The 13,496-nt window shown below is 44.4% G+C and carries 13 protein-coding genes; 12 read left to right on the top strand and 1 reads right to left on the bottom strand.

Translation table 11 applies throughout. The features are described 5' to 3' along the window. The first annotated feature begins 83 nt into the window (after positions 1–83). The 11 genes from NI468_RS07690 (at position 84) to NI468_RS07640 (ending at position 11,609) form a co-directional block, all read left to right on the top strand. The gene (locus tag NI468_RS07690; RefSeq protein WP_253101107.1) at positions 84–2,861 is read left to right on the top strand and encodes a nitrate reductase; all 2,778 of its coding nucleotides are present in this window, start codon (positions 84–86) and stop codon (positions 2,859–2,861) included. Beyond that, entirely contained in the window at positions 2,858–3,484 is a 627-nt protein-coding gene (gene mobA, locus NI468_RS07685; protein ID WP_253101104.1) for a molybdenum cofactor guanylyltransferase, read from the top strand. The genes NI468_RS07690 and mobA overlap by 4 nt, the downstream gene beginning before the upstream one ends. A gap of 230 nt (positions 3,485–3,714) precedes the next feature. Then, positions 3,715–4,740 carry a GTP 3',8-cyclase MoaA gene (moaA, locus tag NI468_RS07680; protein ID WP_253101101.1) on the top strand — a complete coding sequence of 342 codons (1,026 nt, stop codon included), beginning with the start codon at positions 3,715–3,717 and terminating at the stop codon, positions 4,738–4,740. 2 nt (positions 4,741–4,742) lie between these two features. Next, on the top strand, positions 4,743–5,009 hold the full coding sequence (locus NI468_RS07675; protein WP_004280351.1) for a MoaD/ThiS family protein: 267 nt from the start codon (positions 4,743–4,745) through the stop codon (positions 5,007–5,009). 1 nt (position 5,010) lies between these two features. After that, positions 5,011–5,553: a molybdenum cofactor biosynthesis protein MoaE gene (locus NI468_RS07670; RefSeq protein ID WP_253101097.1), complete on the top strand. Its 543-nt coding sequence runs from the start codon at positions 5,011–5,013 to the stop codon at positions 5,551–5,553. A gap of 69 nt (positions 5,554–5,622) precedes the next feature. Beyond that, entirely contained in the window at positions 5,623–6,546 is a 924-nt protein-coding gene (gene moaCB / locus NI468_RS07665; RefSeq protein ID WP_253101094.1) for a bifunctional molybdenum cofactor biosynthesis protein MoaC/MoaB, read from the top strand. Next, on the top strand, positions 6,543–7,784 hold the full coding sequence (locus NI468_RS07660) for a molybdopterin molybdotransferase MoeA (protein ID WP_253101091.1): 1,242 nt from the start codon (positions 6,543–6,545) through the stop codon (positions 7,782–7,784). The genes moaCB and NI468_RS07660 overlap by 4 nt, the downstream gene beginning before the upstream one ends. A gap of 47 nt (positions 7,785–7,831) precedes the next feature. Continuing rightward, positions 7,832–8,596, top strand: a complete 765-nt coding sequence (modA, locus tag NI468_RS07655) for a molybdate ABC transporter substrate-binding protein (RefSeq protein ID WP_005096930.1) — start codon at positions 7,832–7,834, stop codon at positions 8,594–8,596. A 6-nt stretch (positions 8,597–8,602) separates the two neighbouring features. After that, entirely contained in the window at positions 8,603–9,286 is a 684-nt protein-coding gene (gene modB, locus NI468_RS07650) for a molybdate ABC transporter permease subunit (RefSeq protein WP_253101088.1), read from the top strand. 1 nt (position 9,287) lies between these two features. Continuing rightward, positions 9,288–9,929: an ATP-binding cassette domain-containing protein gene (locus tag NI468_RS07645; RefSeq protein WP_005096928.1), complete on the top strand. Its 642-nt coding sequence runs from the start codon at positions 9,288–9,290 to the stop codon at positions 9,927–9,929. 330 nt (positions 9,930–10,259) lie between these two features. Further along, the gene (locus tag NI468_RS07640; protein ID WP_253101085.1) at positions 10,260–11,609 is read left to right on the top strand and encodes an MFS transporter; all 1,350 of its coding nucleotides are present in this window, start codon (positions 10,260–10,262) and stop codon (positions 11,607–11,609) included. A gap of 292 nt (positions 11,610–11,901) precedes the next feature. On the opposite strand, the gene cynS is transcribed toward NI468_RS07640, so the two are convergent. Further along, complete coding sequence (cynS, locus tag NI468_RS07635) at positions 11,902–12,351, bottom strand: cyanase (RefSeq protein ID WP_253101082.1); 450 nt, start codon at positions 12,349–12,351, stop codon at positions 11,902–11,904. A 286-nt stretch (positions 12,352–12,637) separates the two neighbouring features. Here cynS and NI468_RS07630 point away from each other — a divergent pair, with 286 nt between their 5' ends. Beyond that, positions 12,638–13,447: a formate/nitrite transporter family protein gene (locus tag NI468_RS07630; RefSeq protein WP_253101079.1), complete on the top strand. Its 810-nt coding sequence runs from the start codon at positions 12,638–12,640 to the stop codon at positions 13,445–13,447. The last annotated feature ends 49 nt before the right edge of the window (positions 13,448–13,496 follow it).

The raw sequence follows: 13,496 nt of genomic DNA, 5'->3' as shown, positions 1-13,496 counted from the left end.
AAATTTAAATCAAACCTGTAAAAGCTAGATATCAGAGATTTGGTGAAACAAGTGAATTTGGATGATTAAGGAGCGCAGCAGCAATGAATAGTATTCCGGTTATGGAACTACATAGCTCTACTGAATCCCAAATAAAAACCACTCAGACGACCTGTCCTTATTGTGGAGTAGGCTGTGGTGTCATCGCGCACGTAAGCCAAACCTCGATGGGTGAAAAGGTTCAGATTGAAGGCGATGTTCAGCATCCTGCGAACTTGGGCAAGTTGTGTATTAAAGGCAGTCATCTTGCCGATACACTTGGCTTAAAAACCCGGCTTCTGCATCCGATGACAGGTCGAAAAGAGCAGCGGCAAATAAGCACTTGGGATCATGCCATTTCAAGTATTGCCAATAAATTTCAGCAATGTATTGATCAGTATGGACGTGACAGCATCGCCTTTTATGTCTCCGGCCAGCTTTTGACTGAAGACTATTATGTGGTGAACAAGTTTGTAAAAGGCTATCTGGGTACTGCCAATATTGATACCAATTCAAGACTGTGTATGTCTTCTGCTGTGGCGGCACATAAACGGGCTTTCGGCGAAGATCTGGTGCCGGCCAGCTATACAGATTTTGAGCAGACAGAAATGGTGGTCTTGGTCGGATCCAATACCGCCTGGTGCCATCCGGTGCTTTATCAGCGCATCATGCAAGCTAAAGAAGAGCGGGATTTATTTGTGGTAGTGATTGATCCACGCTTTACTGCAACCTGTGAAGCGGCAGATTTACACTTGCCGATTTTACCAGGTCAGGATGTCGCGCTGTTTAATGGCTTGTTGCAATATCTTCAGCAACATGGCCATGCTGATCTGGATTTTGTTACCCAACATACTCAAGGTCTGGAGCAGGCACTTGCCAGCAGTTTGACAGAGTCATCACTTGAAAGCGTGGCAAAGCGTACTGGTATTGCTATTAAAAAATTAACCTTATTTTTTGAGAAATTTGCCCAGACCGAAAAAATCATGAGCCTGTTTTCCATGGGCGTAAACCAATCCTCTCAAGGAGTAGACAAGGCCAACAGCATTATCAACTGTCATTTATTAACAGGAAAAATAGGCAAACCCGGTTCAGCACCTTTTTCCATGACCGGACAGCCGAATGCGATGGGCGGACGGGAAGTCGGTGGGCTGGCCAATATGCTGGCCAGTCATCTGGATTTGGATAATCCGCAACATCAGCAACTGGTGCAGGATTTCTGGCAAAGCCCGGTCATCGCGCGGCAGCCCGGATTAAAAGCAGTCGATTTATTTCAAGCGGTGGAAAGCGGGAAAATCAAAGCCATCTGGATTATGGCCACCAATCCGATCGTGAGTTTGCCCGATGCAGATCAGGTTAAACGCGCTCTGGAGAAGTGTGAATTTGTGGTGGTCTCCGATATTTGTCTCAACACCGATACCACGCAATATGCCGATGTACTGTTACCGGCACTGGGTTGGGGCGAAAAAGATGGCACAGTCACCAATTCGGAGCGCTGTATTTCCCGGCAAAAGGCTTTTTTGCCGGCTCCGGGTGAAGCTAAAGCAGACTGGTGGGCCATTTCCCGGGTGGCTCAGGTCTTAGGTTTTCGCGGTTTTGACTTTAACAACAGTCATGACATTTTTCTGGAACATGCCCGTTTATCTGCCTATCAGAATAGTTCGCTTTCGCAACGTGAAGATACACCGAATTTTCGCTATTTCAACCTGCAAGGTTTAACTCATCTCGGTTTTGCGGAATATCAGAATCTAACACCGATTCAGTGGCCAGTCTGGGATAAGCAAGAAGTTTATCAGGTTGATCAACTATTTAGTCAAGGCCAGTTTAGCCATGCAGATGGCAAAGCCAGATTGGTGCCAACAGTTGCAGCCGATCCGCTACATGCTATTTCTGCTGAATATCCTCTGATCCTGAATACTGGACGCATTCGCGATCAATGGCACACCATGAGCCGTACCGGATTATCTGCCAGTTTGTCCCAGCATCGTGCCGAGCCTTATTGCGAGCTGCATCCGCAAGATGCACTGAAGTATGGCCTGAAAGATGCCGAGCTGGTCGAGGTGAAATCCGCTTGGGGAAGTTGTGTACTCCGTGTGCAATTTTCACAAAATATACGACGTGGCCAGATTTTTGCACCGATTCACTGGAACGACCAGTTTGCATCCGATGCGCGGATTGGCAAAGTGGTGAATCCGGTGGTTGACCCGATTTCCGGCGAGCCAGAATTTAAGCATACTCCGGTGATGATCCAGCCATTTTATACCCAGTGGCAGGGCGTGCTGTATGTACGGGAAGGCTTTGAGCAGAAAATCCAGACCATGATTAAAAATACGGTGTGGTGGAGCAAAACTCAAACCACTCAGGCCATCCGGTATGAACTGGCAGACCGGCGCAGGTTTTCTGACATCACCGGGCAGATCAAGAGTCTCTTAAACTTTAATGATGCAAGCTTTGAATGGCTGAATCTCGAAGATCAAACGGCGCACATCAGTCATATTGTGGTTCTTCAGGATGGCCAGTTAATTGCCAGTTTTTATATCGCACCGGCGGCACTATTGCCAGATCGTGACTGGGTGGCAAGCCTGTTTAGACGTGAACGTCTGAGTGCATTGCATCGTAAAGCATTGCTGGCAGGTCAGGCCATGTCGATGGGAAATAGTGAAGGTCCATTGGTCTGTAGCTGTTTTAAAGTTGGCAAGAACCGAATTATCCAAACCATTAAAGATAAAAATATCACGCATGAAAAACAGGTGACTGCATGTCTAAAAGCCGGAGGAAATTGCGGTTCGTGTTTGCCAGAAATTAGAGGCCTGATTAAAGCCTGCCAGACGGAGTGCATAGAATGAAAAGAAGAGTGATGAAAACGGTGTCTTATCCGGAAACCGATGTGGTGATCCTGGCCGGCGGTTTAGCGCGGCGCATGAATGGCATCAATAAATTGCTGCACAAATTTGATGATGAAATCCAGCTCATTAAAATCCATCATCAATTGAAGTCCCGGGCAAGCAAAGTTTGGGTCAATAGTCATCGGGATCATTCCATTTATAAACGGATGATTCCTTCGATTGATTTTTATCAGGACGATGAACCCGGCTTTCAGGGACCATTGATGGGCATGAAGAGTGCCTGGTCACATGTGGAATCTGATTATGTGCTGTTCGTGCCTTGTGATGTGACCTATATCCCCAAAAAGGTCATTTCACGTTTACATCAGGCCTTGCAACGACATCCTTTATCTGAAGTGGCGGTAGTTGAAATCAATGAAAAGGCATTGTTTCCATTCTGTCTGATGAAACGCAGCAGCTTCCCCACGCTTATCCAACACCTTGAAAATGATCAGCACAGTTTAAAACTCTGTTTTGCTAACATGCACATGCAGCGGGCAAGTTTTAAAAATCGTGCCCTGTTTTTCCACAGCATTAATTCATTTGACGAGCTACAGCAGCATCAACAGCTTAACTTTCTTTAGCATTTAAAATGCTAAAAGCCGAATCATCATATTCTGGCTCACCAAAATATTGCTTTTTTTATTTTTCGAACAAAATTTCGGACTAAAAAAGAACAAATATTATCCATTAATATTATTTAAAAATAAATTTGTGCAAAGTTGGAACACTTATTGCTCATTCATTGTGAAGAAATAGGGCAGTAAATCAAGACTGTTAAATAACCGTGCAGATCTCATCATGGACCGCAGCAATGAACAGCATGAAAGTTTTAGCATCTCGCAGTATCTTTCAGGATCAGTTTGGACGCCAGAAACGTAAGTTGCGAATATCAGTGACTGACCGCTGTAATTTCAAATGCAGCTATTGCATGCCTGAACATCCGGAATGGATGAATAAAAAAGATTTGCTCAGTTTTGAAGCCCTGTATGCTTTTTGCGAGTTTATGGTGCGACACGGGATTGAGCAGATCCGGGTGACGGGGGGCGAACCGTTGATGCGCCAAGGCATCGTTCATTTTATTGCCCGCTTACAGACGCTGAAAGCCTTTGGCCTTAAACGTATTTCCATGACCAGCAATGGCCATTATTTAAAAGATTATGCCCAGCCGCTTAAACAGGCAGGACTGGACGACCTGAATATCAGTCTGGACAGTCTTGATCCAAAGCAGTTTCAGCAACTGACCCAAAAACAGTTACAGCCTGTACTTCAAGGTATTTCTGCCGCGCAGCAGGCAGGGTTGTCCGTCAAGATAAATAGTGTGCTCATCAAAGGCATCAATGACAATCAGATTATTCCTCTCGTAAAATGGGCACAGCATCAGGCTGTAGAACTGCGTTTTATTGAGTTTATGCCCCTCGATGGCGATCAGAAATGGAATCCGTATGATGTCATCAGTGAGCAAGATATCTTGGATCAACTGAAAACCGAATTTGATGTCCGGGTATCTCAAGGTCAAGGTGCTAATCCGGCACGCTGTTATCTGGTCAATGGGCAGCCTTTGGGGATTATTTCCACCATTACCCATTCATTTTGCGGTGATTGTGATCGTCTACGCCTCAATGCCCAAGGCGAATTTTATAACTGTTTATTTGCCAGACAAGGCCTGAACCTTAAGGCAGATATCGAACAACTGGCGCTGGATCATTTCGCCACACAGACATTCCAGCACAAGCTTCACGCTTATATCTGGCATAAAGAAGCCGGCTTCCATGCGATCCAGCAATCACCAATACAAAAGCCGATCCGAAAAATCAGTATGCACAGCATTGGAGGATAAATATGTCACTCACTCAGCAAAAATTAATTCATATCAAAATAGAAGCCTTCGGTGCGATTGAACGACAAATTCCCGCAGATTTAAATTTGCAATGCGAGTCTGAAATTCATGTTTCTGAAGTCCTGAACCAGTTGCTATCCCTCTATCCCGATATACAGCCCATGCTGGAACGTTGTGCCTGTGCAATCGGTGAAGACATTATTTCCAGACAGAATGTTTTAAATCGGGACAGTACGCTGGTGCTGTTATCGCCGGTAGCAGGAGGCTGAGATGCAACTCAAGTCACTAAAACAATTTGCCCGAATCCAGCAGACTGCTTTTAGTCTGGAGGATTTTGATGGTATTCAGCACTTTCCGGAATGTGGTGGAATCGGCATCTTTGTCGGAACAGTACGTAACCATCATCAGGGGAAAGCTGTGCGTGCCCTGAAATATACCGCCTATGCGCCTGTGGCTGAAAAAATGATTCGTGAAATTGAACAGCAGATCCAGATCAAATACCAGGTGTCTTATGTGCGGGTAGTACACCGTATTGGTGAGCTGGAGGTTGGGGAAACAGCCATTATTGCTATGGCTTATGCGGCCCATCGTCGTGAGGCCTTCGCTGCCTGTGAGGAGGCTGTGGAACGGGTGAAGCATGAGGTTCCGGTCTGGAAAGAAGAGTTTTATCTGGATGGTAGCAGCCAGTATGTGGAAGGCTGTTGTATCCGAAAAGATCATGGACCTGAAACGGATCATTCTCATCATACAGAAGATCTGCATTGTCAGCATCACCATGTAGCACCACATGCTTGCCAATCACCATCTAATTAAATGCGTCCAATGAGGATGAATAAGGTGAATCACTTTAAACAGATTTTAAAAATTAGCCTGGGATGAATCATGAAAAATGTAGGGATGAAAGCAGAAAGTTACCGTACAGCAATTGCCACTGGAATCCTGCATGCACCGCCACATTGCATTGAGTTGCTGCGTAATGGCAATACCGAAAAAGGGGATGCCCTGAAAACAGCACGTATTGCAGGCATTCTGGGTGCCAAACGGACCGATGAGCTGATTCCACTCTGCCATCCATTGCCGATTTATCGTGCCGATGTGGAATATGAACTGTTTGACGCGCATGTCGAAATTATTGCTACCGTGGAAACCATTGGACCCACTGGTGTGGAAATGGAAGCTTTGACAGCGGTCAGTCTGGCGGGTCTGACCTTGTATGACATGCTGAAACCGCATTGTGAACCGGAAGATTTGTCGCTGGATCAATGCAGGTTGCAGCAGAAAAAAGGTGGAAAATCACATTTTACCCGCGTACTTAAAGAGAGTCTTTCCGCTTCAGTTATTGTGCTGTCCGATACTGTTGCATCAAGCAAAAAGCCGGACACTGCCGGACAAAACGTACTGGAAATTTTGCAAGAGGCCAATTTTGATTCTATTAGTTATCAGGTCATTCCCGATAACCCAGAACAGCTCTTGACCCTGATTGAACAGCAGAAAAATCAGTATCCGCTGATTCTAACTGTGGGCGGTACTGGATTGGGTCCTAAAGACCTGACGGTCGAAACCCTGCAACCTTTGCTGCAACGGGAAATTCCCGGTTTGATGGAAGCTTCACGAAGTTTTGGGCAAAAACGTACCCCTTATGCGGCATTAAGCCGTGGCGTGGCTGGCTATATTGAGAACAGTCTGGTGATGACCCTGCCAGGAAGTCGGCAGGGTGCAAAAGAATCCCTGATCGCGGTACTTCCAGCGTTGGTGCACTTGTTTGATGTGCAAAAAAATATCCCACATACGGGAGGTTATCAATGAATCAGACACTATCGCATTCAGCCTGCGGTGCTGAGCCGGGACTGATTTCTGTTGATCAGGCACTACAGATGATACTTGAGCAGACGCATATGTTGGCAACTGAAAGCCTGCCGCTGGCTCAGGCTCTGAATCGCTATCTGGCAGAAGCGATTGATTCGGCCATTCCATTGCCGCTGTTTTCACAAAGTGCTGTAGATGGCTATGCGCTCTGCAGTGCAGAAAATGTTAGTGCTCACAGCACTTTTGAACTCATTGGAGAGATTCGGGCAGGGCAAAGTACTGAAATTGAACTGCGGCCAGGTCAGGCGGTCCGGATTTTTACCGGTGCCAGGATTCCAGCAGGAACTACAACGGTCGCCCGTCAGGAAATTGTCAAATGCCATGCCAATCAAATCATTATTACAACAGACCTAAAGCCTCATACGGATATACGTGATGCAGGCGAGGAAATCGCACAAGGGCAGCGTCTGGCAGATGCAGGTCAAAAACTGCATGTAGGTGCAATTGCAGCTTTGAGCATGGCAGGCGTAAAGCAGGTTTCAGTCTATCGTTATCCTAAAATTGCTGTTGTGATTACTGGAGATGAAGTCGCTTCCAGCATTGAAGACCTGAATTCCGGAAAAATCTTTGACGCCAATGCTCCACTGATTCAGGCCTGGTTTCAATCACAGGGTCAAAACGTAGATATTCTGCATGTTTCAGATAATGAGTATGAGCTGCAAACGTTAATACATCGTCTTAAAAACCAATACGACTTCATATTGACCACAGGCGGGGTTTCGGTGGGTGATTATGATTTCATTCGTCCTGTTGCCCTGGAGCAGGGTTTTGAGCAGATTTTCTGGAAAGTGAAGCAGAAGCCCGGAAAACCGATGTTATTTGCCAAGTATCGTCGAGATGATCAAGGTTACTGTTATCTCTTGGGTTTGCCGGGAAATCCGGCTGCTGTGTATGTCGGGATGCAAATCTATACGGCAACTTTACTGAATGCCTTACAAGGGCAAAAGCAGTCACCTGCATGGCTTAGTGCGGTAATGACACATGATTTGAAAGCGGATGCACGTGAACGTTTTTTAAGAATGGCTGCAGAATTTGATCAGGGTACTTTAAAGCTCAAAAGCCTGGCGAAACAGCAGTCGCATATGTTGAGTAATCTGATGCAGGCCAATTGTCTGGTACGTATTCCGGCAGCAACAGAAATCCAAGCCGGGCATGTGGTACAAGGTTTACTGATTTGAAATGCCTGTCGCAATTCTCAATATTCGAATCACATAGAATGAGAAAGATGGATTTATTCAAAGTTCTACTCACTGGCGTGCTGTTGACTAGCCCCATGCTGTATGCCGAAACAGTTAAAATATATGCCGCAGCCAGCCTGACCAATGCGATTACTGATATTTCCAGACTATATGAGCAACAGCATCGGGACATCCAGATCGTTCCGGTTTTTGCTGCGTCTTCGGTATTGGCGAAACAAATTGCGGCGGGAGCGAGCAGTGATCTATTTTTCTCTGCAGACCTAGACTGGATGAATGATCTGATCAAGAAACAAAAAATTCAGATCGGTCAGATTCGACCTATGCTTTTGAATGAACTCGTATTGATTAGTTCTATTCAGCAAAAAAATCATTTTAAAATGTCAGCTGACTTTAATTTTGCTAAAGCCTTTCAGGGTTATTTATGTACCGGACAAATGGAATCGGTGCCTGCTGGAAAATATGCCAAACAAAGCTTAACCGGGCTGGGCTGGTTGAATCAGCTTCGAGGCAGAATTGTCGGTACGGATAGCGTCCGTTCAACTCTCGCATTTGTAGAACGTGGCGAATGTCAGGTCGGTATTGTGTATAGAACTGATGCCTTGATGAGTAAAAAAGTTAAAATTTCGGGGGTGTTTCCAGCCAGAACACATCGTCCGATTGTGTATCCGATTGCTTTAACCCGGCAGGGCCAGAAAAATCAGGCAGCAGTCCAATTTTCTGAATTTATCCAGACGAGTCCAAGGGCCAGGCAGATTTTCCAGAAATATGGTTTTAAGCTTAAGGTAGGCTAACTGCTCATGCTTACACCAGAAGAACTGAGTGCCTTAGCGCTTTCAGCCAAAGTAGCGGGCTTTGCCACAGCGGTGTGTCTGCCATTTGCGATCGCCGTAGCATGGTTACTGGCGCGTTATGAATTCAGGGCCAAATTTCTCGTAGAGGCAATATTGCAGATGCCTATGGTGCTACCGCCGGTAGTACTGGGCTATCTTCTGCTCCTGCTATTTGGTCATCAGGGTATGCTGGGGCAATATCTACATAAATGGGGAATTCAGCTGATATTTAACTGGAAAGGTGCGGTACTGGCAGCAATGATTGTGGCATTTTCTTTAATGGTTCAACCAATTCGCTTGTCTTTTCAAATGATCAACCGGCAGTTAGAACAGGTGGCAGGATCTTTGGGCGCCACACCATGGCGGGTATTCTGTAGCATTAGCCTGCCTCTGGCTTTGCCTGGAATTTTAATCGGCAGCATTTTATGTTTCAGCCGCAGTCTGGGAGAATTTGGTGCCACGATTACCTTTGTTGGCAATATTCCAGAAGAAACCCGTACCATTCCCATCGCCATTTATAGCCTGTTACAACAGCCTGATGGAGAAAGTATGGCTATGCGTTTGGTCATTTTATCTTTGATTCTGGCTTTTTCAGCCTTGATTGCAAATTACTGGATCATGCAGAAGTATCAACGTAAATTGGAGGGCTAAGATGCTGAAGTGTGATTTTCAGTTTAATTACGCAAATTTCCAGCTACAGGCCAGTCTGGATATGCAGACACAATTGATTGGTATTGTGGGAGCCTCAGGAAGTGGGAAAAGCACCTTTTTAAAAAATATTGCAGGGCTATTAAAACCATCACAAGGCTTTATTCATTTTCAGCAAAAAATATTATTTGATCATCAGCAGAAACTGAATATTCCTGTTCATCAAAGAAAAATTGCCCTGATTTTTCAGCAAGCCCTACTGTTTCCGCATCTGAATGTCATGCAGAATTTGAAATATGCAGAACAGCTAAATATAAAAAATAAAGGTCAGCAGAAATTTACGTTTGAAGACATTGTGGAGTTACTCGAATTAAAGCCACTACTTCGGCATCGGGCGCATCAGCTTTCTGGTGGACAGGCACAGCGCGTTTCTATCGGTCGTGCACTTTTATCTTCTCCCGACCTATTACTTTTGGATGAGCCTTTAAATGGACTGGATCAAAAGCTGAAAAACCAGATTTTACCTTTTCTGAAAATTGTGATTCATCAAACAGATTTACCCATGATTTATGTGACTCATCATGTAGATGAAGTGGCGTATTTACAGGCACAACTGCTGCATTTTGAAAAGGGAAAAATTATTTGATTCAGCCCTGCACCGATTTAAACCAGCAATGACTCCGGGCAGGTCATCCTATCGCTGTTTTGCTCATAATTTCTCAGAAGATATCTATTTTTCTCTCTATTTTTAAGAAAGAAAAGTCTAAATTTGAAAGTGAAATAAAAATTATTTTATATAAAAGAATAGTTTATTTTATGTTAAAAATAATCTGGCATGACCTATGCATATATCTAATTAAAGTCAAAGAAGACTCTACATTTGTATGACGGCCAATGACGTCCGTTCTGATCGTTACTGATATGCCTTGTGCATCACAGTGACTTAAATACGTTCAGTTCTGGTAAGGAAATGGCTATGTCTTCAAATACAAGTCTCAATAAAGCAACAAAAATAAGTCTATTTAACTTCAGTAGTTCAGCGATGCGGGCCTTCCATATGAGTTGGCTCGCTTTTTTTGTCTGTTTCTTTGCGTGGTTTGCCTGTGCACCGTTAATGCCAGTGATTGCCGGTGAATTCAGCCTGACCAAAGAGCAGATCGCCAATATCAATATTGCCGCAGTCGCCATTACCATTCTGGTGCGTCTGATCGTAGGGCCATTGTGTGATAAATACGGTCCGCGTAAAACCTATACCGCCTTACTGATTATTGGCAGTATTCCGGTGTTTGGTGTGGCGTCGGCCAACAGTTATGAATCTTTCTTGTTTTTCCGTTTATTGATTGGCGCCATCGGTGCCAGTTTTGTCATCACTCAATATCATACCAGTATCATGTTTGCGCCGAATGTCGTGGGAACGGCAAATGCGACTACAGCAGGCTGGGGGAATGCCGGTGGCGGTGCGACTCAAGCCCTGATGCCTTTAATGCTGGCTGCTTTGGTAATGTTCGGTGTAGAACAGGCGATGGGATGGAGAATTGCGCTTCTGGTGCCGGGCATTCTGATGATAATTGTCGGTGTACTGTACTGGAAATTCACCCAAGACTGTCCACAAGGCAATTTTAAAGAACTTCGTGCGCAAGGTATTTCTGTCGGTAGCGATAAAAAAGGCGGCCTTGCCATCTTAATGCATGCCGCACGTAACTACCGTGTCTGGATTCTATTTGGGGCTTATGCTGCCTGTTTTGGTATTGAAATTTTTATCCATAATATTATTGCCTTGTACTTTGTCGACAACTTTCAGTTTGGCCTAAAAGAAGCAGGCATGGCAGCCGGGATTTTTGGTTTACTGGCATTGTTTGCCCGTGCCTTGGGAGGTATTGTTTCAGACAAAGTCGCGATTCAAAAAGGTCTGGATGGTCGAACCAAAGTCCTGTTTGCCTTGATCATGCTGGAAGGTCTGTTTCTTATTCTATTTTCGCAAATGAACAGCGCGACCTTGGCGATCATGGCGATGACTATATTTGCCTTGTTTACTCATATGGCATGTGGTGCAACCTATGCACTAGTACCCTTTATCGACCGTGATGCCTTGGGTGGTGTGGCTGGTATTATTGGAGCAGGTGGCAATGTCGGCGCGGTGGCTGCGGGGTTCCTGTTAAAAGGGATGCTGGATATTCAAACCACTTTGATGGTACTGGGTGGCTTGGTGGTGATTGCTGCAAGTTGTGTGTTGATGATCCGCTTCTCTGTCGAACATAAAGAAAAAGAACAGCTGTTATATGAACAGGCCGTGACTGAACGTCATCTGGCGGAAGTACAGCAATAACATACACGCCCTGATATAAAATGAATTGACAAAAAGGGTAGCAATATCCTTTTTGTTGTTTTTACTAACTCAATAATAAAATGATGAACTCAATATTCAGGATGGGAAAGTATTATTTAAAAAGTACAGGGTGATTGAATTCATCGAATAAAAATAAAAGTATTTATAGTTTATAAATTTAATTTTAGATGAAAAAATTATATGTCTTTTAATAATCATTCTAAATAAATTTAATAAGTGCAGATAAAATAAAAGCCATTTTAATAATGGCTTTTATGCTTATAGTGGGGGATTAATAAGTTTTATAAGGTAAAAACTTTCCGGATAATACGACATTCACCCGATCTCCGTTTGGATTATTCTCACGTTGAATATCCATACTGAAATCAATTGCACTCATAATCCCATCTCCGAATTCTTCATGGATGAGTTCTTTAATGGTCATACCATAGACGCTGACCACCTCATACCAGCGATAAATCAGCGGATCTGTCGGCACGCTAGTTGGCAGAGAACCTTTATAGGGTACGATTTGCAGCCAGGCGATGGCTTCATCAGTCAATCCAAATATTTCACCAATTTTTTCTGCCTGTTCTTTATTAAAAGCCATCTGACCCAAACATGCGGCTGTCACCCATTCTTTAGAAAGGCCTATAGCTTCAGCGACATCTGCCCATTTGATAGACTTTAAAACTTTCGCTGAAATAATCATGTCTGTCACTTGTTGACGATGGCTAATCATAATCTTCTCCAATAGCTATATTTAAAAAATGACCGTTATAGATAATGCAGAGATTGTGCCAATATAATTATTAGGATTAAATTTTAAAATAATTTATATGATTTTCATTAGACATTTAAAATATATGGCATGCTATTTGCTTTTATCTATATTAAATATGGCAACGGCGCCATGACACAATTGATCTGTTTGAATAATGCAAGGCAAAGACGCCTAGGGTTGAAATAGACCTTAGGCGTCTTTTATTTGCAAACAGGCAAGTAATTTATATAAAGGGGATAAAAATATGGCTTATCTTGCTCCTGCAGAGTTTGCAAAAAAAGTGGTCGATGCCGGTGAGGCAAAACTTCATATGGCCACGCGTGATGTTTTAATTCGTGCGTTTATGGCAGGCGCAATTCTGGCACTGGCAGCAGTATTTGCCGTGACGATTGCGGTACAAACAGGGGTGCCACTGATCGGTGCGCTGCTATTTCCAGTCGGTTTCTGCATGTTGTATCTCTTGGGCTATGACCTGCTCACTGGGGTATTTGTATTGACTCCATTAGCCTGGCTAGATAAACGTCCTGGGGTAACGTGGTCACGTATTTTAAAAAACTGGGGACTGGTTTTTTTAGGTAACTTTGCCGGATGTTTAACCGTGGCAGTGTTGATGGCCGCAGTCTATACCATGGGCTTCGCAGCTGAACCGAACGCGGTCGGGGTGAAAATTGCCCATATTGGGGAAGACCGGACTTTGGGCTATGCCGAATATGGCTTTGCTGGCTGGATGACAATTTTTATCCGCGGCATGCTGTGTAACTGGATGGTATCACTCGGGGTAATTGGTGCCATGATGTCGACCACGGTCAGCGGCAAATTCATTGCGATGTGGATGCCAATCATGCTGTTTTTCGCCATGGGCTTTGAACATTCAGTGGTGAATATGTTCCTGTTCCCATTTGCCATGATGATGGGCGGTGATTTCTCGATTACAGACTATTTCTTGTGGAATGAATTACCGGTGGCACAGGGGAATCTGGTGGGTGGTCTGGCACTGACAGGTCTGGCGCTCTATACCACGCATGTACGTACTGGCGATAAAAAAGAATTCTAATCTGAGCATGATGATTTATGCCTTGAGATTAAAGGGATCAATTCGATCC

It is taken from the genome of Acinetobacter lwoffii (assembly GCF_024129355.1).
In the GTDB taxonomy this organism is placed as follows: Bacteria; Pseudomonadota; Gammaproteobacteria; order Pseudomonadales; family Moraxellaceae; genus Acinetobacter; species Acinetobacter lwoffii_I.
Note: the sequence above shows the minus strand (reverse complement) of the source record. Positions and strands in the feature narration are given on the sequence as shown.